The 24,887-nt window shown below is 69.8% G+C and carries 24 protein-coding genes and 1 pseudogene; 15 read left to right on the forward strand and 10 right to left on the reverse strand.

Annotation, left to right across the window (positions count from 1 at the left end; genetic code table 11):
- Positions 1-64: 64 nt before the first annotated feature.
- Positions 65-373: a hypothetical protein gene (locus BT341_RS17545; protein WP_072477327.1), complete on the reverse strand. Its 309-nt coding sequence runs from the start codon at positions 371-373 to the stop codon at positions 65-67.
- A gap of 1,080 nt (positions 374-1,453) precedes the next feature.
- On the opposite strand from BT341_RS17545, the gene BT341_RS47305 reads away from it, so the two are divergent.
- A complete protein-coding gene (locus BT341_RS47305) occupies positions 1,454-4,144 on the forward strand; it encodes a PKD domain-containing protein (RefSeq protein WP_084742897.1) in 2,691 nt (896 codons plus the stop codon).
- 483 nt (positions 4,145-4,627) lie between these two features.
- On the opposite strand, the pseudogene BT341_RS17555 reads toward BT341_RS47305, so the two are convergent.
- Together BT341_RS17555 and BT341_RS17560 are read right to left on the reverse strand one after the other, a co-directional pair.
- Positions 4,628-4,753, reverse strand: a pseudogene (locus BT341_RS17555) (VOC family protein); the annotation flags it as partial.
- A gap of 201 nt (positions 4,754-4,954) precedes the next feature.
- Positions 4,955-5,737, reverse strand: coding sequence for a glycoside hydrolase family 75 protein (locus BT341_RS17560; protein ID WP_072477329.1), 783 nt, complete (start codon positions 5,735-5,737; stop codon positions 4,955-4,957).
- Between the two features lie 533 nt (positions 5,738-6,270).
- Here BT341_RS17560 and BT341_RS44325 point away from each other — a divergent pair.
- From BT341_RS44325 to BT341_RS17575, 3 genes are all read left to right on the forward strand, one after another.
- Positions 6,271-6,567 carry an MFS transporter gene (locus tag BT341_RS44325; RefSeq protein ID WP_072477330.1) on the forward strand — a complete coding sequence of 99 codons (297 nt, stop codon included), beginning with the start codon at positions 6,271-6,273 and terminating at the stop codon, positions 6,565-6,567.
- Positions 6,504-6,908 carry an MFS transporter gene (locus BT341_RS17570; RefSeq protein ID WP_072477331.1) on the forward strand — a complete coding sequence of 135 codons (405 nt, stop codon included), beginning with the start codon at positions 6,504-6,506 and terminating at the stop codon, positions 6,906-6,908. Before BT341_RS44325 ends, BT341_RS17570 begins: the two co-directional genes overlap by 64 nt.
- 91 nt (positions 6,909-6,999) lie before the next feature.
- Positions 7,000-7,497, forward strand: coding sequence for an MFS transporter (locus BT341_RS17575; protein WP_143168581.1), 498 nt, complete (start codon positions 7,000-7,002; stop codon positions 7,495-7,497).
- A gap of 249 nt (positions 7,498-7,746) precedes the next feature.
- Here BT341_RS17575 and BT341_RS17580 read toward each other — a convergent pair whose 3' ends face one another.
- Both BT341_RS17580 and BT341_RS45340 read right to left on the reverse strand, forming a co-directional pair.
- Entirely contained in the window at positions 7,747-8,118 is a 372-nt protein-coding gene (locus BT341_RS17580) for a hypothetical protein (protein ID WP_072477333.1), read from the reverse strand.
- An 840-nt stretch (positions 8,119-8,958) separates the two neighbouring features.
- Positions 8,959-9,096 (reverse strand): hypothetical protein, encoded by a 138-nt coding sequence (locus BT341_RS45340; RefSeq protein WP_177328831.1) that lies wholly within the window; start codon positions 9,094-9,096, stop codon positions 8,959-8,961.
- 1,423 nt (positions 9,097-10,519) lie between these two features.
- On the opposite strand from BT341_RS45340, the gene BT341_RS17590 reads away from it, so the two are divergent.
- Positions 10,520-12,151 carry an alkaline phosphatase family protein gene (locus BT341_RS17590; protein WP_072477334.1) on the forward strand — a complete coding sequence of 544 codons (1,632 nt, stop codon included), beginning with the start codon at positions 10,520-10,522 and terminating at the stop codon, positions 12,149-12,151.
- Positions 12,152-12,161: 10 nt separating this feature from the next.
- Here BT341_RS17590 and BT341_RS17595 read toward each other — a convergent pair whose 3' ends face one another.
- The 3 genes from BT341_RS17595 to BT341_RS17605 are packed head-to-tail and all read right to left on the reverse strand — an operon-like array spanning position 12,162 to position 14,381.
- Complete coding sequence (locus tag BT341_RS17595) at positions 12,162-13,076, reverse strand: M56 family metallopeptidase (protein ID WP_072477335.1); 915 nt, start codon at positions 13,074-13,076, stop codon at positions 12,162-12,164.
- Entirely contained in the window at positions 13,073-13,438 is a 366-nt protein-coding gene (locus BT341_RS17600) for a BlaI/MecI/CopY family transcriptional regulator (RefSeq protein WP_072477336.1), read from the reverse strand. Before BT341_RS17600 ends, BT341_RS17595 begins: the two co-directional genes overlap by 4 nt.
- A 25-nt stretch (positions 13,439-13,463) precedes the next feature.
- A complete protein-coding gene (locus BT341_RS17605; RefSeq protein WP_072477337.1) occupies positions 13,464-14,381 on the reverse strand; it encodes an undecaprenyl-diphosphate phosphatase in 918 nt (305 codons plus the stop codon).
- Between the two features lie 306 nt (positions 14,382-14,687).
- Between BT341_RS17605 and BT341_RS17610 the strand changes: the two genes are divergently transcribed.
- Entirely contained in the window at positions 14,688-14,939 is a 252-nt protein-coding gene (locus tag BT341_RS17610) for a hypothetical protein (protein ID WP_072477338.1), read from the forward strand.
- Between the two features lie 127 nt (positions 14,940-15,066).
- On the opposite strand, the gene BT341_RS17615 is transcribed toward BT341_RS17610, so the two are convergent.
- Positions 15,067-16,074, reverse strand: a complete 1,008-nt coding sequence (locus tag BT341_RS17615) for a 5-oxoprolinase subunit C family protein (RefSeq protein WP_084742898.1) — start codon at positions 16,072-16,074, stop codon at positions 15,067-15,069.
- Positions 16,071-17,045 (reverse strand): 5-oxoprolinase subunit B family protein, encoded by a 975-nt coding sequence (locus tag BT341_RS17620; protein WP_072477339.1) that lies wholly within the window; start codon positions 17,043-17,045, stop codon positions 16,071-16,073. The genes BT341_RS17615 and BT341_RS17620 overlap by 4 nt, the downstream gene beginning before the upstream one ends.
- Before the next feature lie 185 nt (positions 17,046-17,230).
- Here BT341_RS17620 and BT341_RS17625 point away from each other — a divergent pair, with 185 nt between their 5' ends.
- From BT341_RS17625 to pxpA, 9 genes are all read left to right on the forward strand, one after another.
- On the forward strand, positions 17,231-18,736 hold the full coding sequence (locus BT341_RS17625) for a PucR family transcriptional regulator (protein WP_072477340.1): 1,506 nt from the start codon (positions 17,231-17,233) through the stop codon (positions 18,734-18,736).
- Positions 18,737-18,937: 201 nt separating this feature from the next.
- Entirely contained in the window at positions 18,938-19,585 is a 648-nt protein-coding gene (locus BT341_RS17630; protein ID WP_245805004.1) for an acetoacetate decarboxylase family protein, read from the forward strand.
- A gap of 47 nt (positions 19,586-19,632) precedes the next feature.
- Positions 19,633-21,129, forward strand: coding sequence for a YHS domain-containing protein (locus tag BT341_RS17635; protein WP_072477342.1), 1,497 nt, complete (start codon positions 19,633-19,635; stop codon positions 21,127-21,129).
- 17 nt (positions 21,130-21,146) lie between these two features.
- Positions 21,147-21,401, forward strand: coding sequence for a toluene-4-monooxygenase system B family protein (locus BT341_RS17640; RefSeq protein ID WP_072477343.1), 255 nt, complete (start codon positions 21,147-21,149; stop codon positions 21,399-21,401).
- Positions 21,402-21,410: 9 nt separating this feature from the next.
- On the forward strand, positions 21,411-21,725 hold the full coding sequence (locus BT341_RS17645; RefSeq protein ID WP_072477344.1) for an MmoB/DmpM family protein: 315 nt from the start codon (positions 21,411-21,413) through the stop codon (positions 21,723-21,725).
- Positions 21,722-22,708: a ferritin family protein gene (locus BT341_RS17650; protein WP_072477345.1), complete on the forward strand. Its 987-nt coding sequence runs from the start codon at positions 21,722-21,724 to the stop codon at positions 22,706-22,708. The genes BT341_RS17645 and BT341_RS17650 overlap by 4 nt, the downstream gene beginning before the upstream one ends.
- Before the next feature lie 7 nt (positions 22,709-22,715).
- Positions 22,716-23,750: a 2Fe-2S iron-sulfur cluster-binding protein gene (locus BT341_RS17655; protein ID WP_072477346.1), complete on the forward strand. Its 1,035-nt coding sequence runs from the start codon at positions 22,716-22,718 to the stop codon at positions 23,748-23,750.
- A 13-nt stretch (positions 23,751-23,763) separates the two neighbouring features.
- Entirely contained in the window at positions 23,764-24,099 is a 336-nt protein-coding gene (locus tag BT341_RS17660; protein ID WP_072477347.1) for a monooxygenase system ferredoxin subunit, read from the forward strand.
- 19 nt (positions 24,100-24,118) lie between these two features.
- On the forward strand, positions 24,119-24,841 hold the full coding sequence (pxpA, locus tag BT341_RS17665; protein ID WP_072477348.1) for a 5-oxoprolinase subunit PxpA: 723 nt from the start codon (positions 24,119-24,121) through the stop codon (positions 24,839-24,841).
- Positions 24,842-24,887 lie beyond the last annotated feature (46 nt).

Raw genomic sequence — 24,887 nt, forward strand, 5'->3', positions numbered from 1 at the left:
GGTGTTGCGGGATACATGCCCCAAGAGACGGCGCCCAGGTGAACCGGAGGTGAACAAAAAGGTTTCACCCACTGCCCGGGGAGGACGGCGGCCGCAACCCGGCCGTGGCCCACCGGTGGGCGGTCGCGCACACCTCGGCTTCGGTGCCCCGGAGGTGCTCGACGACCTCGCCGCCGGACCAGAGCATGAGGGCGACGACGCCGGGCCGGATGGGCGTCAGCGCGATGAGGCACCGGTGCCCGCCGCGCTCGACGCCCCGCTCGGCGGTGAGCCATTGCCCGGTCGTGCCGGTGCGGGTGACCGTCCAGGCCGGGTCTTCGGCAAGTTCGGCCACCGACCGGGGGACGACCTCTGCCGGTTGTTCGTCGTGCACGTCTGCCTGCCTCGCGTGGTTCCGCACCTGGTGATCCGACAGGTGAAGCTCAGGTTAACAACATCGGCCCGTGCCTCCGACGGCACGCGGCTGACCTCGGTCCTCGGAACCACGACGGCCGTCGCCGCGGAACCCACCTGATCACCACGCTGGGCCACGGGGCAGGTATCGGCGAACGTGGCCATCGTCCGGGGTGGCCCCCACGCCCGGGTGCTCGGCCAGCGCGCGGTCGGCCTGTGCCGGCCGGACGCCGCGAAGTTCTTCTACGGCGCGAGCAGAGGGAGCCTGCTTGCCGCGCTGTCCACCAACTTGATCACCGCGCTGCAACCGGTGCCCCAGCACAGAGCGCAGACCGGGCAGCGCCGCAATCGTGCCCGCACCCCGGCTCCCGGCAGCGCATCCACGTCTACCCAGTCACCACCTGTCGTGCGTCGAGCGTCGTCGCAGCCTTCACCACAGGCGTGAAAACTTCTCGGGTGTGCAGTGACGAGCCGCCAGGTCGTTGAAGCAGTTCGGCCGGACGTTGGGGCCCCGGCGGCCTCGCCCGCTGGACGCGTTCATCATCCCAACCCGGCTGGCTCTTGACGTTGCCCCTGTGCCACCCATCCCTGCGAAGGTCGACGGCATGAACCGTCGAGACCTGCTGCGCTTGTTCAGCATGGCGGACGCGCTGCTCGCGCTGTCAGCGGGCGAGACAGCCCTCGGTGACGTCGCACGGCTCGCTGCCGCGGCTCACACCGGCATGGTGGATACAGCCCGAAGCAGTGGAGTCCACCAGGCCCGAGTCTCATCTGTGGCGCGTGTTCACGCGGTCGTCGACCAAGCCCATGTACTGCCGCTGGTGCGAGCTCAACGTCCTCCGGAGTGACGTGCCCGGAAATCCGCGCGGGCGTGAATCAGCCGACACGACATTACCTGATCAAGGCGAGAACTCTCCGAAAGTTAGCGGACGCTAAAAATATTGGCCGGGACGAGAATTCCAGTCGGCGGGTGGTTGTGGCGGGCAGGTTCTGCCCGGACCATGCGATTTCGGGTGGCCGTCGGCCGCCGTTTCGCCGAGGACTCTGCTGGGGAGAACCCATGAACAGACGGAAGTCACGGTTGGCGATCATCGCAGGTGTCATGCTCTTGCTGGGCGGCCTCGGCCTGGGCCCGGCCGTCGCGGGAGCCCGGCCGAACACGGGAGTCGGCTCGTGCACCCTCAAGAACTGGCAGCCGAGCGACGACCCGGACGACGCCAAGGACCTTCCGGAAGGAAATCGGCCACAGTCCTACAAAGGGGACGACTACGACTGCAGCGGCGCGACGTTCGCCGCGCCCGGCGTCGAATTCACGCAGTTCCCGCAACCGAAGAATTTCGCGAATCGGTCCGGCCTTGTGCAGGCACAGGCCGCGGCCGCGTCGAATCCGCTGGCGCCCTACTTCCCGCCGTTCACCCATTTCGTGGTGCTGGTCCGGGAGAACCACACCTTCGATGACTACCTCGGCGACTGCGCCACCACCGTGCAGGCCGGCTGCAACGGCGCCGTGCAGAGCACGAACCACATCAGCTCGGTCCCGAACTTGCACGCTCTCGCCAAGAACAACGCGCTGATGGACGCCTACAGCACCGGCACGCAGCCGCCGAGCGGCCCGAACCACTGGTGGCTCTTCTCCGCTCAGTCCCAGTCCAGCTCCCAGCAGCAGCCCTATCCGGCCACCACCGGGACGCAGTTCGACCGCTTCCTCAAGGGCGTCTCGAGCCCGGGCGGCCTCGGCACGGACCCATGCGCGACGCAGACCGGCACGACAACCGGCACCAGCCCGTACCCGTACGTCATGAACGGTGACTTCTACTGGATGCTCAGCAGCGGTAGCGGCGAGTGGAAGAACCCGGGCACGGGCAAGCCCGAGGTGCTCCCGGTCAACCGGCCCGGCACGTCCGTACCGGAGCTGCTGAACTACAACAACTACACGTGCAAGGCCCAGAACGACGACGATCAGGTCATCGGCGACGGCTTCCTGAACTACGTGTCCGCGAACGGTTTGCCCGCCTACTCCTACGTCGAGCTGTTCAACGACCACCCCGGGACCTACCAGGACATCCCGAAGAACGACGCGGTCACCAAGCAGGTCGTCGACTCGCTCATGAACAACTCGTCGTACAAGGACAACACGGTCATCGTGGTGACCGAGGACGACACCCAGAACGGCAGCAACGGGCCCGACCACGTCAGCAACACCTACCGCGTGCCGACCGTCGTGGTCGCTTCGCCGAAGTACATGAAGCAGGGCTACGTCTCGCACGTCGCCTACAGCACCAACAACGTGCTGGCCGCGATGGAACGCACCCTGGAGAACGTGTCGCCCGGCGCCATCGACCCGAACGACAACCTCGGCCCGACCACCTTCCCCATGACCTCCGCGGACCAGGCCGCGCTCGGCGACCCGCTGGAGGACCTGTGGGTCCAGGGCGCCACCCCGTTGTCGGCCACGGCCAACGCGTCGCCGACGACCGGTAACGCGCCGCTGACCGTGTCGTTCACCGGCTCGGCGACCGGCGGCCTGGCGCCCTACAGCTACAGCTGGAACTTCGGCGACGGGTCGGCGTCGAGCACTGCCCAGAATCCCAGTCACACCTACAACGCCGCCGGAAACTACACGGTGACGCTCACCGTGACCGACAGCGCTTCGCCAGCGCACACGGCCACTTCGAGCGTGGCCGTCACGGTCGGCGCTGTCGGCCAGCCGCTCGCGGCGTCCGCGTCCGCCGCGCCGACGTCCGGCCAGGTACCGCTGACCGTCGCGTTCAGCGGAACCGCCACCGGCGGGACACCGGCGTACTCCTACAGCTGGAACTTCGGTGACGGCAGCGTGGCGAGCACGGCGCAGAACCCGAGCCACACCTACAACAACGCCGGCACGTACACGGCGACGCTGACCGTCACCGACAGCGCTTCGCCAGCGAAAGCCGCCACCTCGACCGTGCAGGTCACCGCGTCGCCCATCGCCGGAGCGCCGCCGGGCGCACCCACCGGCCTCACCGCCACCCCGGGGAACGGCCAGGTGACGTTGAACTGGACGGCACCTGCGAGCAACGGAGGCGTCAACATCACGTCCTACCGCGTGTACCGCGGCACCGCAAGCGGCGGCGAAGCGCTACTGACCACCGGCGGCTGCAGCAGCCTCGGCGCCGTGCTTTCCTGCACCGACGGCGGTCTCACCAACGGCCAGCCCTATTACTACCGGATCAGCGCCGTGAACTCGATCGGTGAGGGCGCGCAGAGCACCGAGGCGACGGCGACCCCCAGCGGCTGCGCGCCCAGGCAACTGCTCGGCAACCCGGGCTTCGAAACCGGAACCGCGGCGCCGTGGTCGACGAGCTCCGGCGTGGTCGCCGACAACACCGCGGAACCCGCCCACACCGGCAGCTGGGACGCCTGGCTCGACGGATACGGATCGACGCACACCGACACGCTGTCCCAGCCCGTCACAATGCCGTCCGGGTGCTCGAGGTACCAGCTGGGCTACTGGCAGCACATCGACACGGCCGAAACCACGACGACGACCAAGTACGACACGCTCAAGGTGCAGGTGCTCAACAGCGCGGGGACCGTCCTGGCGACACTGGCGACGTACTCCAATCTGGACCACAACACCGGTTACAGCCAGAAAACCTTCGACCTGGCCCCGTACGCGGGCCAGCAGATCACGCTGAAATTCACCGGAGCGGAGGACTACACGAGGCAGACGTCCTTCGTCATCGACGACACCGCAATCACCGTGAGCTGACTGCCAAGCAAACCGGTCGCCCCGGGGAACCCCGCGCCCCCGGGGCGGCTTGTCTCGGTAGCCCCGGCGTGTGGCCTGGCCGCACGGCAGCGGCGGCGATGCGAACTGTCCACTATTCGACCGGCGGTCGACGGGTTCAAGGAGGGAATCGCGGAAGCTGTCCAGGAGTACACCTGCAGCCGCCGCAGATGACCAGGATCGATTTGGCGCTCGATGAAATCCTGGCCGGGCCGCCGGACGAAGGCGCGGCACCACGAAGGTGGGCGGCTTCCCAACTGCGATACAGGTGCACCGACACGGCCATCAGCTCGGTCTCTTTGGCCGGTGCCGCGCGAGCACACAGAAGGCCAGGCACGCTCCGCACGTCGGACACATCGCCATGTGCGGACCTGGTTGGAGATGCGTCCACGCTGGCGCGGTCGATCCAACGCGCCGCCCCTCGGCTGAGGCCGACGGTGGTCCGGCCCGCCACGCGCTTTATGGTCAGTCCAGGAAGAACTCGTTGCCTTCGGGGTCGGTCATCACGATGAACCCGGCGCTGAGCGGAGGCTCGGGCTCGAAGCGGCGCACCCGGGTGGCACCGAGTGCGATCAGCCGTTCGCACTCCGCTCCTGGCCCTGCAGCCGGTGCAGCGCTGGCCGTCCGCGGCCAGCGAGGATCTCGCCGTGTACAACGTCGCGACCGGCCGCGTCGCCACCATTGTGGACAATCGGAACAGCGATGAGCCGTAACCCGGAACGGCTCACGGCGAAGGCGGTCGCCACGATGGACACCCGTCGTGGCGACCGCCTCCGGCCGGCTGCGTCGCGACTAGATACCCATGCTCGCGCCGAGGCTGTCCAGCGCCTTCTGGACCAGGGCCTGGGCGTTGGCGTTCAGGTTGGCGTTGGTGCCGTTCACCACCCAGGACGAGCCGGAGAAGATCACCACGGTCACGCCGTTGTCGACGCCACCGGTGGTGCCGCTGCTGGGAATGCCGAGCAGGGAGGCCGACTTCACGGACGCCTCGCCCAGCTCGCGCGAGTCGTTGTCCGAAGTGGTCTGGTTGTTCCCGGTCTGCGTGTCGCCGAAGATGGCGCCGATGCACTTGCTCTTGTAGAACATCAGCGCGAACTGCCGGCCCTTGATGTTGTGTTCCTTGTAGAAGAAGTGCGGGCAGGGGGACTTGCGGTCGTAGCAGTCGTCGCCCAGCACGTAGAACGGCACGTGGTGCGCCGCGAGCTGCTTGCCGTTGCTGTCCTGGAAAGTCGTCGTCCCCTGGTGGTCGGGATCGGGGTCGGGGTCGCTGCCGTCGTCGTCGACGGCCAGGCTGGAACTGTAGGCGTAGACGCCCTTCGCCACCTGGAAGACGTTGACGTTCTTGGCCCGCGTCATGGTGTTGATGTGGGGCTTGGAGTTGACCTGGTTCGCGGACGTGCTGTTCTTCTTGACGCCGGCCAGTACCTCGGCGGCCGTGTAGGTCTTGGCCGCCGCCGCGTCCGGCGCGCCGGCCTGGGTGTCCATCGTGGCGGCGTCGGCGGATTTGACGGCGAACGGAATGGCGAGCGCCAGAGCCGCGGCGGCTGCCACGGCGAGGCGCGGACGGGATGACATGGCTGGCCTCCAGCGGTCGTGGGGACACTGCTTAGTTAGGAACACTTCCTAACATAGGGAACGCTGTCGGGAAATAACTTTACGAAGATTTTAACCAAATGTCCCGGTCGCCGGAGCATGCGCGACGGTTCCGGACCGGTTCCTTCCGGCGCGTGGGTGGTCTGCATCTGCGAAGAGTTCTCGGCCGCGAAGCCGCGCGAGCGGCCGGAGACCGTGGAGAGCCTGCCTGCCGCACCGCCGGACGAGGAGCTGGGGGACGTGCAACCAGGGCGTCATCCGCTCCGACCTTTGCACCGTCGCGCCTGAAATACCTGTCGTCGTCGGAGTCCGGCGGTCGCCTGGCCAAGCTCATGAAGCCCACTTGACGGATCGCCCGCACATCGGCATGAGCGTGCGCCTCCCCGAGGCGGTGAATGACCGCGCTCTGCGCTGGCACGGTGCGTTCCAGATCGATTCAAGGCTCGGGCCGGGCGTTCTTCTGCTCTGAGCGATCGCTGCGGGATCCGTGGGTTGGCCGGCCTAGGCTTTCCGTCATGGGGGCGCTGGAACAGACCACGAGCAAGGCCGACTCCCTTCGGATTTTCGGCGCTGCCGGGATATCATTGCTCGGCGACGGCGTCCGTAGCGTCGCTCTGCCTTTGCTCGCCGTCGCCCTGTCACCGACACCGGCAGCGGTCGGCATCGTCACCTTCGCCGGCACCGTCCCGATCCTGCTTTTCACGCTGCTGGGCGGTGCACTCGCCGACCGGCAGACCGCCGGGCCCTTATGTGGCGGACCGACCTGCTGCGCGGTGCCCTCGTCGCGGCGTTCGCCATCTGGTTGCTCGTGAGCACCCCGCCACTGTGGACGCTAGCCGTCACCACCTTCGTGCTCGGCAGTGCCGGTACCGTCTTCGACAACGCTTCCAACAGCTTCATCGTCGACCTCTTCGGCCCCGGTCCGGCCCAGCTGGCTACCGCCAACAGCCGCTTGCAGGCCATCCAAGTGGTGAGCTTCCAGTTCATCGGACCGCCTCTGGGCGCCGCATTGTTCACCGTCTCCGCCGGTGCGCCACTGGTCGTCGACGCGGTCTCGTTCATGGCGGCCGCCGTTCTCGTGCTCACCATCCGCGCCCGGCACACCGCTGCGCGTCCCGACCGGACCACGACCATCCGGGCCGACATCCGGTGAGGGCCTGCGCTGGCTCTGGCAGCACCACGGCCTGCGGCTGCTGGCACTCGAGCTCGGAGTGGCCAACCTAACCCTCACGATGGGCACCACCATGCTGGTTCTGCTCATCGTGAAGGTCCTGCACGGCCCGGCCGCGATCTACGGCGTTGTCCTGCTGGCCGGCGCGGCCGGCGGCCTGCTCGGCAGCCTCGCCGGCGGCCGGGTCCGCGAGCACCTTCGGCCCGCTCCGGGACTTGGGTTGTCGATCGGCCTGATCGCCGCTGGTCTGCTGCTCGCGGGGTTCGCTTGGTCCATCCCAGTCGTCGCAGTCGCCTACGCCGCCGGCGCGTTCGGCATCATGCTGTGGAACGTGCAGGCCGTGGTGATCCGCCAACGGCTCATCCCTCGCGAGCTGATGGGCCTGGCCACGAGCAGCTACCGGCTGATCGGCTGGGGCGCCGGCCCCATCGGCGCCGCCCTGGGTGGCCTCCTCGGCTCCGTACTCGGCGTGCGAGCCCCGCTCATCATCGGTGGGGCGGTCCTGGCGCTGTCCTTGCTGCTGGTCCCGCGGCTGGCCGTGCTGGAGCCCAGCGGGCCGGCTTCGGCCTAACCGGCCTCGACCGCTCCAAACTCACTATGCGACCCGTATGGTCCGGTGCCGCCGGCACGCTCGTCGGCATGAGCGGGCATCGCGGCCGCCGTCTCCAGCTGTGGGCCGTGGAGAGACAGCCAGGCGGCAAGTCGGCCGGCCGCGGCGATCGTCGAAGGCGTGCAGTCGAGCCCCGATCCGGTGGTTCGCCTGCCAGGACCGCAAGGGCTCACTCGGCGTGGTGCACAGCGCGACATGTCGTCAACGTGATCAAGACCGCCGGCGCCGGAACCGGACTCCGGGGGCGGTGGCCAGCGCAGCGGCCGCGTACCCTCCGGCCGTCAGGGCCGGCAGAGGCAAGGCGTTCAGCCATCCGTCGCGCACGGCTGTGTCGAGCCAGAGCACGTCCAGCAGATGCCACATCGCCACCACGAAAACGGGGGCGAACAGGGCAACTCGCCACGCCGGTCTCACCCCGGTTGCCCACAGCAGTGGCCAGGCTGCCAACGCCGCGACCGGCAACGCGAAGACCACGATGCCCAAGGCGCCCAGCTCGGCGCGTGACAGCGCCGCGTCCAGAGAGGATGTCTTCATCACTGCCAGCCAGGACAGGCCCAGGGCTCCGCCTACGATCGCGGCCATCCCACACCGGTGGGCCGGCCCCGGCCCGCTCGGCCGACATCCCGCGGGCTCGGCGTCGTGATCATCCACGTCGAGCACGGTAGGCCGTTCCCAGCCTGCGCCACCATGAGTAGGACTACTCGATTCCATCCAGGCCGGTATCGGGTTCCGATCGTCGCGCGGGCAACGCTCGCCCAGCGGCATGGGCGGACGCTGGAGCAGTCGTCATCGTCCATGGCGTCCACGGCCAGAATGCCGAGTGTCGCGAGCAGCCGCCGACGAAGTGGCCGGTCGGCCTCGATAGGCTGTTCCGTCGGTACGGCACATCCCGCGAGCATTGCGTTGACGCGGTACGCCATCGGTGCGGCGCCCCGAACCTTGCCCCGCGAAAGCCGGCGCTGCCGCCGAACCTCGTCCCGACGAACCCGCCGGTCCTTGCCCGCGCGGTTCTGGCGGGGGCGAGCATTCAGCGGGCGTGAGCGCCCCCCGCGCCGCCAGCAGCGCGGGGGCCGCTCGTCCGTAGCGCCAGACCGATTGAGGACGGAGCTGGAGGGGATTGCGGCGTTGGTGCGTTCTGCCGGCAGCACGCGAACCGTCGCATGTCGGGCGGCCAGGATCCAGGCGCTGCCTGAGCCTGTTGGTGCACCGCTCGCCCGCGTCTCGCTGTTGCATGAGGCGCGGATCGAAGGTGAGAGGTTCCCCTCAGGATCGGCGGCGTGTGAGGCACCGGGTCCGCGGTGTATCGGCCGGCGACCCACCGCGGTCGCCGACCCGGCAAGCCGGTGGGCGATGTCGACCAGCACCGGCACGTGCGGCCGCCGTTCCCGGATCCGCTGGCGCATCCGGGAACGCGGTCGCCCGTTACTGCCTGGCGATGCCGCCGGAGTCGTTGCGCCGGACCGGGCTGGCAACGGCCCACTCGGCCGAGGTCGCGTCGTCGGCCGCCCAGCTTTCGATGTCGAAGCAGGAGGTGCGGATCCGGGTGAAGGTGGCCAGCACTCCGGTGCGGGGACGGTGACGTTCGGTCGGCCCGGACGACGACGCGGATGCGGTCGCACCACGCCGCCGCCTGCGCCGGGGACAACGCCAGCGTGTCGATCCCGGCGTGGTGACGTTCCAGACCGGACCGGAACACAGCCTGGCGAGGATCGAGATTCAGCGCGGAAAGAGCTGAAGTCCACCGCGGGCCGCCGTGTGTCGAGGTAACTGATCAGGACCTCGTGGATCGTTGCGCGAGAGGAGTACCCGAGAAGGCCTGGGTAAACACGTCGGCTCTGCTCAAGCCGGTATCGCCGCGAGCTGCGCTGGTCACTGATCGGCTGGTTCGCTCCGGGTGCGATGCCCCGCGCTGTGCCGGCGGGCTGCTGCTCGCTCACGCCCCGCTCGCCCCACTCAAGCGTGCCCTCAGGGTGTTCCTGATCGGCGTGGTGATCTGGCGGCGGGTGCGTCGGCAACCGCGCCCCGCCGACCGAGCCGGCCTTCACCGCGGTCGGGACCGTGTCCGGGCTCGGGCCGGCGCTACTGGGCTCGGTCGGTCCGTTGACCGCACCGTTCTTCCTCGCCGTCGGCCTGACCCGCGCGGCCTACATCGGCACCGAGGCCGCCGGCGCGCTGACCATGCACCTGACCAAGATCGCCCCTACGGCGGCGGTGACCTCCTTACCAGCACAGCATGGCTCTACGGCGCAGCGCTCACCCCGGCGACCTTGCTCGGTGCGTGGGCCGGCAAGCAGATCGGCGGCCGGATCAGTGACCGCGCGTTCGTGCTGCTCGTCGAGATCGGGCTGCTCGCTGCGGGCGCACTCTTCCTGATCGGCTTATAGGGCAAGAACTTCGCCTTCAGGTCGGCTACATAGGAATCATCATCGCCAACATTCGGGACCGCGTCTCGGAAGCAAACCAGCGGCTGGCTCCGCAAGGTCGCTGGACTGTAGGTCGGTGTCAAGCGAAGCCCCCCGGAAGCTGGCCAGCCCTCGACCGCGCACGCTCCCGCATTCCAGTTCGTCCTCGCCGACCAGGGTGTCCGGTCATCGCCGACTTGCGGGGCAAGTAGTTGAGCAGACAGGTGTCCGGCGCGCAAGGGTGTGGGCTGCTCCGTCGTGCCCGGCACCCAGTCGTGCCGAGACGAGCACGATGCGCTTCATGCCCACTTGTTCTGCGACAGGTAGGTAGACGTTCTCCATGGTCATCGATCAACGTGGGTGACAGGCTTGCCGGTGAACGGGCGTCGCGTCGCACGGCTGGACATTGTGTCCGTATCGGACATTCTGCATGTCGGTTGGTCATTGTGCCCCAAGGGTTTCTGTGGGGCCGACGTCGAAGAATCTGTTCACCGGCTGTTCGCGTCGGCGTCGTTTCGTGGCCGGGTTGGTGACGTGGGATGCCGGGGACGGCCCGTCCCGGGCCTGGCGAGGAGGAAGCCTTGTCCCCGAACCGCATCCGCATCCCGGCCGCGCTCGCGGCAGTGGGGATGCTCACGGCCGTGCCCGTCGCCTCCGCGTCGGCCGTTCATCCCGGCAGTCACCACGTCCTGCTGATCTCCGTCGATGGCCTGCACCAGGCCGACCTGGCTACCTACGCCGCGCAACATCCGCATTCTGCGCTGGCCGGCCTGGTCGCTCGGGGGACCGAGTACACCGGTGCGCGCACGCCGGTGCCGTCCGACTCGTTCCCCGGCCTGATCGGGCAGCTGACCGGCGGCGACCCGGCGGCCACGGGGATCTACTACGACGCCACCTACAACCACCGGCTGCTGCCCGCGGGAACGACCTCGTGTGCCGGCGTACGGCCGGGAGCGCAGGTCGACCTCACCGAGGACCTCGATCGCGACCGGAGCAGGCTGGACGCCGGTCAGGGCCTGACCGGGCTGCCGGGCTCGGTGCTGGGCATGACCGGCAACCCCGCGACGCTGCTGAACCCCGCCGCGCTCCCCGTCGACCCGCGCAGTTGCCGTCCGGTCCAGCCGCACGAGTACCTGAAGGTCAACACCGTGTTCGAGGTCGCCCGCCAGGCCGGGCTGCGCACGGCGTGGTCGGACAAGCACCCCGCATACGAAATCCTCGACGGTCCGTCGGGCACCGGCGTGCAGGACCTGTTCACCCCGGAGATCAACAGCACCGGCCCGGCCGTAACCGGCGACTGGACCACCGACAACGCCGCCACCCAGCAGTACGACGGCTACAAGGCCCAAGCCGTGCTCAACGAGATCGACGGCTACGACCACAGCCGGTCCCGCCGCGTCGGCACCCCAGCGGTGTTCGGGCTCAACTTCCAGTCCGTGTCGACCGCCCAGAAACTGCCGAAGTCCGGCGGGCGACCCGGTGGGTACCTGCCCGGAGGTGTCGAGCCCGGCCCGGTGCTGACCTCGGCGCTGGACTTCGTGGACGGCCGCATCGGTGCGTTCGTGGCCGAACTGCGGCGGCACCATCTCGACCGCGACACCACGATCATCCTGTCGGCCAAGCACGGGCAGTCGCCGACCGACCGGGCCGCGTTGACCCGCGTGCCCGACGGCAAGCTGCTCGACGGGCTGAACGCGGCCTGGCGGGCCGGTCACCCCGGCGCCGGCGACCTCGTCGCCGCCTCGGCCGACGACGACGCGATGCTGCTGTGGCTCACCGACCGCTCGCCGGCGGCCACGGAGTTCGCGAAGCAGTACCTGCTGGCCCAGAACGGAACCGGCACCGACAGCACCGGCGCGGCCAAGGCATTCGCCCGCTCCGGCCTGCAGACGGTGTACGCGGGCGTGGATGCCGCGCGCTACTTCGGGGTGCGGCCCGGCGACGACCGGGTGCCGGACCTGTTCGGCGTCACGCAGTACGGCGTCGTCTACACCGGCGGGACGAAGAAGATCGCCGAACACGGCGGCGTCGCCCCGGACGATCGCGCGGTGCCGCTCGTGGTCACGGGACCGGGCCGGGAATCCCGGACGGTCGCCGCGCCGGTGACGACGACCCAGATCGCCCCGACGATCCTCCGGCTGCTCGGCCTGCAGCCCCAGGCGCTGCAGGCGGTACGCCAGGAAGGGACGCGCGTGCTGCCCTTCCTCGGCTGAAGGCGGTGAGCTAGCGGCCGGCCTGCGCGAGTTCGATGCCGTCGTGCAGGTCGGCCGCGCTGTCGAGGACCGTCGCGGCCGACAGCGCCGCGACACCCAGGACCGCCGCGCTCAGCACGGCCACCGACGTCCGCCGCAGCCCGGCGGGACGCTCGAGCAGCGCGGTGACCCGGCGGGGCACCGGGCCGCCCGTGGCGGCGAGGGCGAAGCCGCCGTGCGGGCGGGCGGCGAGGGCGGCCTTGGCCACCGCGTGCGCGACCACCGTGCGATCGCCGACCCGGGCCGCCGCGGCTTCGTCGGCCCAGCGTTCGAGGGCGAACCCGGCGGCCGAGCAGAGCGGGTGCAGCAGCGGGTTCAGCGTCGAGGACAACGTCAAAGCCAGCAGGAACACGTGGTGGCGCGAGGAGAGGTGGGCGCGTTCGTGGGCCAGCAGCGCCGCTCGTTCGTGCGGGTTCAGCGCGGCCAGCATCCCGCCGGAGACGGCGATGCGGCCGCCTCGGCCGGGCACGGCGAACGCCACCGGCTCTCGGCCGGGCAGCAGCACGACGCCACCGTGAGGGCTGTGTTCGTCGAGTTCGCGCGACACGCGGTGGATCCAGCGCGCGTTGTGGACGTTCGTACGGACCAGCAGCACGGCGAGGACGGCCAGCGCCGCGCCGGCGCCGATCGACACCGGGACGTCGACGCCGCCGAGCGTCCGCAACGCCTCCGGCGACCAGTGCCCGGCCTCGGCGACCACCGGCAGCAGCGACAGGCCGGAGAACGCCAGCAGGGCGAGTGCCGCGGTGCTTGATCCGGCGAGGATCAGGCAGGTGCCGGTGAGCAGCCAGCTCGCCGCGCGGGGTGGCACCCGGGGCGTGACCAGCCGCGACACCGGCCAGGCCAGCAGCGGCAGCAGCAGGGGGATCAGCGGGTCCGTGGTCACTTCCGGCCACGCAGGAGGTCGCGCAGCAGGGCTTCGTCCGCATCGGACAGCTGTGTCACGAACCGGGCCAGGACGCTGCCGCGGTCCGGTTCGCCGTCGAGGACCTTGGTCATCTTGCGGGCGGCCAGCCCGGCTTCGTCGTCGACGGCGTGGTAACGGAACGAGCGCCCGTGCTTCTCCCGCGTCGCCATGCCCTTGTCGTGCAGGCGGGTGAGGATCGTCACGACCGTCGTGTAGGCGAGGTCGTCCTCGAGCCGGGCCTGGACGTCGGCGGGGGACAGGGGTTCCTCCGCGCGCCACAGCACGCCCAGCACCTCGGCTTCGAGGGCGCCGGGGGCGCGTCGTGCCGGTTCCTTCCGCATCGTTCGAATCTACCCGGCTGCCGGATCAGCGGAGGGTGAGCACGGTCAGCGCGCCCGCCCCGGCCAGCACGCAGTAGAACGCGAACGGCGTCAGCGTCCGGGTGTGGAAGTAGCGGGTCAGGAACCGCACCGCCAGGTACGCGCTGGCGAACGACGCCAGGCTCCCGGCGAGCACCTGGCCGTGGATGCCCGCGCCGAGCGGGCCGAACAAGTCCGGGATCTTCAGCACCCCGGCCGCCAGGATCACCGGGGTGGCCAGCAGGAAGGAGAACCGGGCGGCGTCCTCGTGGGAGAGCCCGCGCAGCAGCCCGGCCACCATCGTGACGCCGGAGCGGCTGATCCCGGGCAGCAGCGCGAGCACCTGGGCGCTGCCGATCAGCGTGCCGCGGCCGAAGGACATGCGCGAAAGCCGCACATCTGCGGCCGCGTCCGCGGCTGCGTCGACGGCGGCTCCGGGTGCGTCGGCCGGGACCGGCACGGGTCCGGCGTTCGCCCGGCGGCGCAGGAGTTCCCCGGTGTAGAGCACGACGCCGTTGGCGATGAGGAACGCCGCGGCCGGGATCGGCTTGCCGAGCGTGGTGCGGAAGAGGTGCTCCAGCAACAGGCCGCTGACGCCGACCGGGATGGTCGCCAGGACGATCAGCCACGCCAGCCGTTCGCCCGCCGTCTGCACCCGGCGATGACGGATCGAGCTGAAGAACCCGCCGACGATTCGGACCCAGTCCCGCCAAAAGAACAGCAGCAGCGCCGCGGCCGTGGCCACGTGCAGGCCGACGATGAACGCCAGGTACGGCGACTCCGGCGCCGACACGTCCAGGTCCCGGGCCCACTGCCCGCCCACGACAGCGGGGATCAGCACGGAGTGGCCGAGGCTGGACACCGGGAACAGCTCGGTGACGCCCTGGAACGCACCGACGACGATCGCTTCGAAGTAGTCCAGCACAGCGCCTTCCCAAGGTGAATTCTACGCGACTGTAGAAATACTACGCGACCGTAGAACAAGGTCCACGGTCGCTTCGGCCGCGCTGTTCGGGGCTTCGGCGAGGACAGCTGGATTACCGTGACGCTCGGCGAGGTCAACGACTACGACGTGATCTAGGCGGACATCGCCGAGGATTGCCGGGCGTTCAAGCTCATCGCCGCCGGACACGACGAATGGCCCGGCGAACCTGCCAGGCAGGAGATCCAGAAGAAGACCCGGCTCGACGTCGCGCCGATCCAACAGACCTACCGCGGCCACACCTACGGCATGACCGAGTTGATGGCGCTCACGAAGTCGCGTGGCCGGGCTCACCATTCCAACCCGATCTCGGAGTGGTGGTTCGACGCCGTCGAGGTCCGGCAGCCCGCCGGGGACGCGGACCATCTGCGGCCCGACAAGCCCGGCCACCAGGCCGTCGGCAAGGCGATCGAACGCCGTGCCGACGGCCGGGATGACGATCACCCGTTGGCGCAAGCTGGCGCAGAAGCTCGTTCGCTCCGGCGCATGGTCGTGCGTTAGCGGACGTCCCGAGTCTGGTAGCCGGACGCGGGTCGTCCGTCGCGGTGCTCGGGCTCAAGCGGCGCGGAGTGCCGCGGCCTGGCATGTCGGCCGTTGCCGCTCCTGGTCGGCTGGGGTGCAAGCGTGGTCAGGCTCGGTCGAAGTTCGCCGGGTCGAGTGCGTGCTCGAGACGTTTGTCCAGTGCCGCCGCCTGGCCCAGGTCGATTTCCCGGAAGTCGACCGAATCGCGGCCGGGCCGGAGCTGGCCGACCTTCCAGAACGCCGCGTGCGCGACGGTGGCGATGACGGCGAAGCCACCGGAGGTGTTGGCTTCGGGACACAGGATCGTGAGCACGTCGCCGTAGGCGAGGATGCCGCCGAGGGGGTAGCTGCTGTCGAGCAGGTTCGAAGGGTGTCCGCCGGCGATGTCGCCGGAGGCGCGGGCCCAGTGGAGGCGGTGCGGGTTGAACCGGACGCCGACGCGGTCGGAACTCAGGTCACAGCGCCAGGTCGCGTCGAGGAAATCGCGGTAGCCCGCCTCGGAGAAGAAGTCGGGGTCGGCGTGCGGTCCGCGCAGGATCTCGATTTCCCAGTGGTCGGTGTAGGCGGGCCGGAGCGAGGCCGGGACCCGCCGCAGCACGCGGGACGCGGGCGTGGCGAAGGCGTCCAGTACGTCGGCCTGTTCGAGGGCGCGGCCGTCGAGCCCGCCGAGGCCGGCGACGAGGAACGTCGACCGCGAGCCGAACACCTCCGGCACGGCGATGCCGCCGGAGACCGCGAGATAGCGCCGGTAGCCGGGTCCCGCGATGATGCCGCACGCCAGCAGGTCGCCGGCGGACACCGGCACGGCTTCCCAGCCGGGGATCGGGTCGCCGTTGAGCGTGGCGCCGGCGTCTGGTCCGGTGATGGCGACGACGCAGTCGTGGAGGAAGCTCGCCTGGAACCGCCCCTGCGGGATTTCCAGTCCGGCGGCTCCCGCGCGGTTGCCGACGAGGAGGTTGGCGATGCGGAACGCGAGCGGGTCGACCGGTCCGGCCGGGAAGAAACCCATCGACTGCATGCCGACCCGTCCGGGGTGGTCCTGGACGGTCGTCTGCAGACCGGGCTCGATCACTTCGAGCACGGGAACGGTTTTCCCGGAAACCGGCTTCGTCATGGGATCTTGACCATTTCCCGGGCGGCGTGCCGCGCGGCCCGGCGGCGTTCCGCCTCGGTGGACACCTCCGGGGCGGCGGCGGTCGAGAAGTATTCCTCCGCGGCGAAGCGACCGGGCTCCACGTCGTAGTCGTAGCTCCCGGCGAAGGCTTGGCGGCGCAGCTCGATCAGTTCGGCTTCGGTGACGCGGAAGAACGAGATGCGGTCCCCGGGGTGGATGAGCGCGGGGTCGACCCGGTGCGTGCGCGGGTTTCGCGTCAGCTGGCTGATCGGCACCGTGCGGCCGAAGATCTGGTACGACCCGGGTGACTCGATCGGATGGATCACGATGCAGGGGCCGCCGAGTGCGACGGCTCCTTCCGGGGTCCAGCCCCGCGCCGGGTTGTACTTCGGGGCGACGATCTCGGACCGCGGGTCGAGCGGCAGCAAGGACGGGAGCCCGGGGTAGAAGCCGGTGAACGCGTTCCACCACAGCGATTCCAGCACGCGGGAGTAGAGGGCTTCGCGGTCGGGCAGGCCGTTGTACCGGACGATGTAGTCGACGTTGGTCCCGTCGACGACGTTCGGCGCGTCCGGCCTCGTGCTCACCCGGTAGCGGTGGACGGCTTCGCGCGAGGCCGAGTCGTCGAACGCGATGGGCAGCTTCAGCCGGCGGCTCGGCAGCACGATGGACCGCGGCTCCGGCAGAGCCCGGTGCACCTCTTCGAGAGCCGTCACGACGTTCTCCTGCTTGATCGCGCTCGGTTCGTAGTACACCGTCAGCGACCGCAGACCCGAGGCGATCTCCAGGACCCCGCGGACGGGGTGGGCGGTCAGGTGCCTGGCCGCGGCGTGCGCGAAGAAGTTGGCCGCGAGGTCGACCGGGAACGGCTGCCCGTACTCGACCATGAGCGCGCGGTCGCCGGCCGTCCGGTAGGTCACCCGCGGGTGACCCGCTGCGGGTTCGGGGGTGGCGATGATCGCTGGGGTCACGGTTGGTGTCTATACGTTTCCGCGGCGGACTGTCCAGTGTGCAGCGTCCGATCGGGTTACCCGCACGGCGGCGTGGGTCACGGCGGGCTGCGGTGGACCTGCCGGCGACGTACGATGCCTCGCCGGAGCGCGGCCGCCCGGATTCCACGGCGCCGGCTTCCCGGAAGACGGGTTGTGGAGGCGGCATGCCCTTGACCGTGCAAGCGCTGCTCGCGCGGACGGACCTCGAGCTGCGGCGCCTCTCCGGCTCGCCCGAGGCGCTGCGGCGCACGGTGAACTGGGCGCTGATCAGCGAGCTGCCGGATCCCCGGCCCTACCTCGGCGGGAGCGAGCTGGTCCTGACGACCGGTTCGGGCTTGCCCGCGGCGGCCGACCAGTACGTCGCCTGCCTGGTCGAGGCCGGAGCGGCGGCGCTCGGGTTCGGGCTCAGCGCGTTCTACCCCGAGGTCCCGGCGGCGCTGGTCGCCGAGGCGGCACGCGCGGACCTGCCGCTGCTGGTCGTCCCCGCCTCGACCGGCCTGGGAGCCGTCAGCCGCGTCGTCGCCGAGTGCATCTCCGACGAGCGGCAGAAGGAGCTCAACTCGGCGGTCGTGGTCCAACGCGACCTGATCCGCGCGTCGTTGTCGCGCTACGCCGCGCGAGCGATCGTCGAGCGGCTCGGGAAGGCCATGCAGGGCTGGGCATTGCTGCTGGACCGTGACGGCGGGGTCCGCGCGGGGCCGCCGGCCGGCCGATTGCACGCGCCGAGCCTGCGCATCGAGCTCCCGAGGCTGCGCTCAGGCAGCGCCGCCAGCCTCAGCATGACCGTGGCGGGCGAGTCGGTCGTCCTGCTGCCCCTGACGGTCCGCGAGCGCGTGCAGGGATTCCTCGCCGTCGGCCGGTCCACCCCGCTCAACCAGGCCGAGCAAGCGGTCGTGACCACCGCCGTCTCGCTGCTGTGCGCCGAGCTGCGCAGCGCGCGCAGCGTCCTCGACAGCGAACGCCGGAACCGGCTGGCCGTCGCGAAGGTGGCCATCGAAGGGAACCTCGCCCTGGCCGCCTCGATCGGCCGGGTACTCGGCACCGACGTGCCCGAAGGCGATCTGCGCGTGGCCATCCTCGGCGTGCCCGCCGGTCATGAGCTGGAACTGCTCGAGCACGCCGAAAGCGACTACGGGCTGCGCGCGGTCTGCGCCCTCGTGGCGGAGTGGGAGCCCGGCCGGGTCGTGGTCCTGATGCCCCCGGCCGAGGGGGACACCAGGACGCTCGAGGCGCTGCTGCGGCGGATCCCGCTCGCCCGCGGCGCGGTGAGCGATCCGACGCCTCCCGGTGACCTTCCCGACGCCTGGCGGCAGGTCCGCTCGGTGTTCAGCAGCGCGTCCGGGGCGGTCGGGAAGCTGACCCACGTCACCGACGTCGCCTCGGCCGGCCTGCTGCGCCACTTGGACAACGCCGAAGCGCGGGGCTGGGCCGAGGCGCTGCTCGCACCGCTGGTGGAGAACAAGAGCTCCAAGGTCGACTTCCTGAACACGCTGCGGACCTTCCTCGCGAACAACGGCCAGGCGGACGCCTCGGCGTCGGCGCTCGGCATCCACCGGCACACGCTCCGGTACCGGATGAGCAAGGTCGCAGAAACACTCGATCGAGACCTTGACGACCCGATGACCAGGACCGAGCTCTGGATCGCCCTCCAGCTGGTGGACCGCCCCTGAGCTGCGCCTTCGCTGCTCATTGCGCCAAGTTGGCGTAGCCGGCACCGCCGATTGTCCAAGGTGCGCACTACCTCCCGAACCGGGCTTCACCGATGGTTACCCGAGACAGCCGGTACGGAGTTCAACGGTGAGCTTGGAGGCGCCATGGGTACGTCACTGCACCCCCCGCAACTGGTGACCGGATCGAGAACCCTCTATCTCGTGTGGGTGCCGGCGGACCCCGACGCGGTGGCGAAACTCGTCCCGGAAGGACTGACGCCTGCCGAGGACCGGTCGTGCTACATCAACCAGTACGTCGTGGACGGTCCCGACCAGACCTCTTCGGACGGTGGCGAATCGTTCGGCGCGTACTCGCTGACCTACCTCGGCGTCAACCTGGCGGGGCTGGACACCGAGGCCGGCGTCCCCGGTCGCTGGTGGACCCACTACCACAACAGCTCCGAGGTGATGAGCCGGTACGCCAGGGCGCACGGCGTGCCCGCCGGTGATCCCGGCGAGACCACGCTCGAGTTCGAGGGCGACACCCTCGTGGCGACGACGTCGGTCGAGGGGCGGCCGATCATCCGGACCACGGCGTCGGTCACCGTCGGGACCACGCGGCGCGCCGTCGGCCAGCTGCGCTACATCACCCGCCGGGACGACGAGTTCATCAGCGGCCGGTACGCGTACGTGGCCGACCTCGCCGAGCGGTTCGAGGTCCGCTCCTTCGAGTTCCTCGACGAGAACCACCCGGTTCACGCGCTCCGGCCGGCCGACCCGCTGCAGATCACCTTCGGCTTCTACACGCCGTCGATGTCCTTCGTCTACCCCGGGGGCGAGGGCCCGCTCGGGTCCGAACACGGCAGCTGAGCAGCTGACCGCCGCCATCCCAGAGACCGATACGCGAGGAGCTTTCCATGGCCCTGCTGGAACGTGCGCAGTGGTACGACATCGCGCGCAGCACCGAGTGGACACCCCGATACGTGACCCAGGAAGAACTCTTCCCCACCGAGCTGTGCGGTGGCGAGGGGCTGCCCGACGACATCTGGTCGACCTACGACGAGCCCTACAAGATCAGTTACCGCGAGTACGTCGACATCCAGCGCCAGAAGGACGCCGGTGCCTACTCGGTGAAGGCGGCCCTGGAACGCGCCGACCTGTACAACAAGGCGGACCCGGGCTGGATCTCCATCCTCAAGGAGCACTACGCGGCGGTCGCACTGGTCGAGTACGGCGCCTCCTTCCAGGAGTCGCGGTTCATCCGCTGGTCCAAGGCACCGGGGATGCGGAACATGGCGACGTTCGGCATGCTCGACGAGATCCGGCACGGCCAGATCCAGCTGTTCTTCCCGCACGAGTACGCGCCGAAGGACCGGCAGTTCGAGTGGTCGCACGCGGCGATGTTCACCGACAACTGGGTCACCTTGGGGGCCCGGCACTTCTTCGACGACGTCATGATGACGCGCGACGCGCTGTCGACGTCGATCTTCGCGAACTTCGCTTTCGAGACCGGCTTCACCAACCTCCAGTTCATCGGTCTTTCCGGTGACGCGGCCAACGCCGGCGACTTCACGTTCTCCAAGCTGATCCAGAGCATCCAGTCGGACGAGGCGCGGCACGCCCAGCTGGGCACGCCGCTGCTGCAGATGCTGATCGAGAACGGCCAGAAGGCCGAAGCGCAGAAGAAGATCGACATCGCCTTCTGGCGGTCCTACCGGCTGTTCACCATCCTCTCGGGCATCCCGATGGACTACTACGTGCCGCTCGAGGTGCGGGGTGAGTCCTTCAAGGAGTTCATGGAGGAGTGGATCGTCACGCAGTTCATGCGCTCGCTGGAGGACCTCGGGCTGTCGAAGCCGTGGTACTGGGACATCTTCCTGCGCGACATCTCCGAGCACCACCACGGCCAGCACCTCGGGACGTACTCGTGGCGGCCGACCCTGTGGTGGAACCCGGCCGCCGGCGTCAGCCCCGAGGAGCGCGACTGGCTGGAGGAGAAGTACCCCGGCTGGAACGGCACGTTCGGCAAGGTCTGGGACGTCCTGATCGACAACATGGTCCACGACCGCATGGACAAGACCGTGCCGGGCACGCTGCCGGTCATCTGCAACGTCTCGCAGCTGCCCATCGTCGGCACGCCGTCGCAGACGCTGCGGGACATCTCGCTGGTGCACGAGGGCCGCCGCTACCACTTCGCGTCCGAAGTGGACAAGTGGATCTTCGAGGACGACCCGGAGCGCTACCGGCACCACAAGAACCTCGTCGACCGCTTCCTCGGCGGCGAAATCCAGCCCGCCGACCTCGGCGGTGTCCTGGAGTACATGGGGCTCGGTGTCGTCGGCCCCGGCGGGGAGGACGCCCACGGTTTCGCGTGGGTGGACGCCTACCGCACGAAGCTCGCGAACGTCGGCTGAGCAAGGAGGAACCCACCATGGCCGTTGTCCCGCTCGCCGCGCACTTCCACGGCGACTTCGTCCTCAAGCTGCTGCCGGTAGAGACCACGAACACGATGGACGAGGTCGCCGCCGCGGCCGCCGCCAACTCCGTCGGCATCCACGTGCCCGGGCAGCCCGGCCGGACCCTCCGGGTGCGCAAGCAGGGCGTCGACGCGCCCTACGCCCGCGAGAGCACCGTCGCCGAGTCCGGTCTGGAGCCGACCGAATGCATCGAAATCTACTACGAGTGAGGAGGACCGGTGACCAACACTGAACCCATCGCCGACCCGGTCGGCCCGGTCCTGCAGACCGGCGAGGTCGCCCGCGCCGTCGCCGACGCGGCCGTCATCGACAACGCCGGCCGCCGCGTCGACGTCCGCGATCGCGGCTCCTACGTCCGCATCGAGGTCGACGGCGGCGAGTGCGTGCTCCGGGCCGAGACCATCGCCGGCGAGCTCGGCCGCCCGTTCCGGCTCTCCGAGCTGGAGCTGATCATGCCTTCGTTCGTGGGGCGCATCGAAACCGGCTCCGACGTCATCCGCTTCTACCTCGGCAACAAGGAGGCCCGCGCATGAGTGCCCCGCTCAAGCCCCTCAAGACCTGGGGACACCTCGCCAAGCGCCGGCGCAAGCCCAGCGAGTACGAAATCGTCTCGACGAACCTGCTGTGGCACACCCGCGACAAGGACCAGCCGTGGGACGTCGGGCACACCGGGTTCATGGCGGACTTCTACCGCCGCCACCGCAACGGCAGCCCGATCACGCACGAGGACTGGAACGCTTTCCGCGACCCGGACGAGCTGGTCTACCGCACCTACAACATCCTCCAGGACGGTCAGGAGTCCTATGTGGATGGACTGCTGGACCAGCACAACGAGGAGGGCCACGACCGCGGCCTCCCGTCCGAGTGGGTCGCGACGCTCGCCGAGCTGTACACGCCGAGCCGCTACCTGCTGCACACCGTGCAGATGGCCAGTGCCTATCTGGTCCACATGGCACCGGCCAGCACGATCGCCAACTGCGCCGCCTTCCAGGCCGCGGACTCGCTGCGCTGGCTCTCCCGGGTGGCCTACCGGACGGCCGAGCTCGGGCTGGCGCACCCGGCCACCGGATTCGGCCAGGACGAGCGCCGGCACTGGGAGGAACTGCCCGCGTGGCAGGGCTTCCGCGAGCTGATGGAACGCCAGCTGACCACGTTCGACTGGGCGGAGGCGTTCGTCGCCCTCAACGTCGTCGCCAAGCCGGCCATGGACGAGGTCGTCCTGCGGCAGCTCGGCGTCAGTGCTCGCCGCCACGGCGACGTCCTGCACGCGTTGCTGGCCGAAGCCGCGCTCCGCGACAGCGAGCGGTCGCGCCGCTGGACGCTGGCGCTGGTGCAGCAGATGACCGAGGTCGAGGCGAACGTGCCGACGCTGGCGGAGTGGATCCGGAAGTGGGAGCCGCTCGGTGTCGCCGCCATCCGCGCCTACGCCGAGCAGATCCCGGAGAACGCCGAAGCCGCGGACAACGCGGTCGGCGCGCTGCGGGCCTTCCACCGGCAGCTCGGGTTCGGGGACTGACGTCGTCATGGCCACCGCTACCGGACACCACATCACCGTCGAAGGCAGCGGCGTCCGCTTTCCCTGCGCGGAGGGCGACACGCTGTTGCGCTCCGCCCTCCGCGCGGGTGTCGGGCTGAGCTACGAATGCAACAGCGGTTCGTGCGGGAGCTGCCGCTACGAGCTGCTGGCGGGCGAAGTCCACGACCGCCGGCCCGACGCGCCGGGCCTGAGCGCCCGCGACCGCCGGAAGGGCCGGCGGCTCGCGTGCCAGAGCGAACCCCTCTCGGACTGCACGGTGAAGGTCGCCGAGCCGGGCCCGGTCGCGACGCCCCGGCCGATCCGGCAGGACGCGGTGCTGCGCGCCGTGCGCCCGCTGACGCACGACATGGCCGAGTTCGTCTTCGACGCGGAGAAGCACGCCGCGTTCACGGCCGGGCAGTACGCGATGATCCACCTGCCGGACGGCGACGTCGAGCGGGCCTACTCCATGAGCAACCTCAGCAACTGCTCGCGGGAGTGGCGGTTCGTCGTGAAGCGCACGCCCGGCGGCAAGGCGACGTCGTTCCTGTTCGACCGGCTCGAGCCGGGCGACCCGGTGACGCTCGACGGCCCGTACGGCCACGCCTACCTGCGCCCCGACGATCCGGGACGGAAGATCGTCTGCGTCGGCGGGGGGTCGGGGCTCGGCGCGATGATCAGCGTGCTGCTGGGGGTCGCCGCCCTGCCCGACGCCGGCGGCTGGACGGTGCACCTGTTCTGCGCCGGGCGGGAGCCACGGGACATCCACATCCCGGAATCGGTCGGGCTCGTGCAGTACCGGCTCGGCCGGCTCCATGTGCACACCGCGGTGTCGGCCGCCTCGGCCGGGAACGAGCCGGTCGACGAAGCCGTGTTCCGCGGGTTCGCCCACGACGCCGTCCTGGACCGGCTGGCCGGGGAGATCACCGACTACACCTACTACGCCGCCGGACCGCTCGCGATGACCGACGCCCTCGCTCGCGCCCTCGTCATCGACAACGGGCTCGCGGCCGACCGGCTGCACTTCGACCGCTTCTGCTGAAAGGACACACGCGATGGGATTCGTTCGGGTGTGCGGCCTGGATGACGTCTGGGAAGGCGAGATGGAGTCGTTCGAGGTGGACGGCAGGGAGATCCTGGTCGCCCATCTCGACGGCGGCGAGGTCGTCGCGACGCAGGCCATCTGCCCGCACCAGCAGGTCGAGCTCGTCGAAGGCGAGCTGGACAAGACGACGCTGACCTGCAAGAGCCACCTGTGGACGTTCGACCTGACCAGCTGCAAGGGAATCAACCCGGGGCACGCCGAGCTGGCCCGGTACCCCGTCAAGCTCGACGGCGACGACATCTACATCGACCCCGACGGCGACACCCCGAAGGTCGCCCACTCCTGATTGGAACGAAGGACTGACGATGGTTGCGATCAACTGCGACATGGGCGAGGCCTACAGCATCTACCGGTGCGGTGACGACGAAGGCATCATGCCCTACATCACCATCGCGAACGTGGCCTGCGGCTTCCACGCGGCCGACCCGGTCGTGATGCGGAAGACGGTCGCGCTCGCCAAGGAGCACGGGGTCAAGGTCGGCGCCCACCCCTCGTTCCCCGACCGCGACGGCTTCGGCCGGCGCGAAATGAAGCTGGACCCGGCCGAGCTGACCGCCGCGGTCATCTACCAGGTCGCCGCGCTGACCGGTTTCCTGAAGGAACAGGGCATGCCGCTCAACCACATCAAGCCGCACGGCGCGCTCTACGGTCTCGCCTCGCGCGACGAGTCCGTGGCCGCCGCGATCGCCGCCGCCGCGGACGTCTTCGACGTGCCGCTGATGGGCATGGCGAACACCGTGCACGAGCAGGTGTGGGGCCAGCGCTCGCAGGGGTTCATCGCCGAGTACTACACCGATCTGGACTACCGGTCCGACGGCTCGCTGATCATCACCCGCGAGCACGCCGCGTACGACCCCGCGGAGGCCGCCCGCCGCTCGGTGCGCGCGGTGACCGACGGCGTCGCCACGGCCGTGGACGGCACCGACATCCCGATGCGCGCAGACTGCATCTGCGTGCACTCCGACACGCCCGGTGCCGTGGACCTGGCGAAGAGCGTGCACGAGGCGCTCGTGCCGTACCTGAACTAGCCCGACTTTTCCCGCAACCGCAACCAGCCGAGACAGCGAGGTGCCG

Origin of the sequence: Amycolatopsis australiensis (assembly GCF_900119165.1) — a bacterium.
Classification (GTDB): domain Bacteria; phylum Actinomycetota; class Actinomycetes; order Mycobacteriales; family Pseudonocardiaceae; genus Amycolatopsis; species Amycolatopsis australiensis.

Excerpts from the sequence above, each read along its gene's own strand:
- BT341_RS47305 (WP_084742897.1), top strand. The coding sequence starts at position 1,454 with ATGAACAGACGGAAGTCACGGTTGGCGATCATCGCAGGTGTCATGCTC.
- BT341_RS17560 (WP_072477329.1), bottom strand. The coding sequence starts at position 5,737 with ATGTCATCCCGTCCGCGCCTCGCCGTGGCAGCCGCCGCGGCTCTGGCG.
- BT341_RS44325 (WP_072477330.1), top strand. The coding sequence starts at position 6,271 with ATGGGGGCGCTGGAACAGACCACGAGCAAGGCCGACTCCCTTCGGATT.
- BT341_RS17570 (WP_072477331.1), top strand. The coding sequence starts at position 6,504 with ATGTGGCGGACCGACCTGCTGCGCGGTGCCCTCGTCGCGGCGTTCGCC.
- BT341_RS17575 (WP_143168581.1), top strand. The coding sequence starts at position 7,000 with ATGCTGGTTCTGCTCATCGTGAAGGTCCTGCACGGCCCGGCCGCGATC.
- BT341_RS17580 (WP_072477333.1), bottom strand. The coding sequence starts at position 8,118 with ATGGCCGCGATCGTAGGCGGAGCCCTGGGCCTGTCCTGGCTGGCAGTG.
- BT341_RS17600 (WP_072477336.1), bottom strand. The coding sequence starts at position 13,438 with ATGCGGAAGGAACCGGCACGACGCGCCCCCGGCGCCCTCGAAGCCGAG.
- BT341_RS17610 (WP_072477338.1), top strand. The coding sequence starts at position 14,688 with ATGACCGAGTTGATGGCGCTCACGAAGTCGCGTGGCCGGGCTCACCAT.
- BT341_RS17615 (WP_084742898.1), bottom strand. The coding sequence starts at position 16,074 with ATGACGAAGCCGGTTTCCGGGAAAACCGTTCCCGTGCTCGAAGTGATC.
- BT341_RS17625 (WP_072477340.1), top strand. The coding sequence starts at position 17,231 with ATGCCCTTGACCGTGCAAGCGCTGCTCGCGCGGACGGACCTCGAGCTG.
- BT341_RS17635 (WP_072477342.1), top strand. The coding sequence starts at position 19,633 with ATGGCCCTGCTGGAACGTGCGCAGTGGTACGACATCGCGCGCAGCACC.
- BT341_RS17640 (WP_072477343.1), top strand. The coding sequence starts at position 21,147 with ATGGCCGTTGTCCCGCTCGCCGCGCACTTCCACGGCGACTTCGTCCTC.
- BT341_RS17650 (WP_072477345.1), top strand. The coding sequence starts at position 21,722 with ATGAGTGCCCCGCTCAAGCCCCTCAAGACCTGGGGACACCTCGCCAAG.
- BT341_RS17655 (WP_072477346.1), top strand. The coding sequence starts at position 22,716 with ATGGCCACCGCTACCGGACACCACATCACCGTCGAAGGCAGCGGCGTC.
- BT341_RS17660 (WP_072477347.1), top strand. The coding sequence starts at position 23,764 with ATGGGATTCGTTCGGGTGTGCGGCCTGGATGACGTCTGGGAAGGCGAG.
- pxpA (WP_072477348.1), top strand. The coding sequence starts at position 24,119 with ATGGTTGCGATCAACTGCGACATGGGCGAGGCCTACAGCATCTACCGG.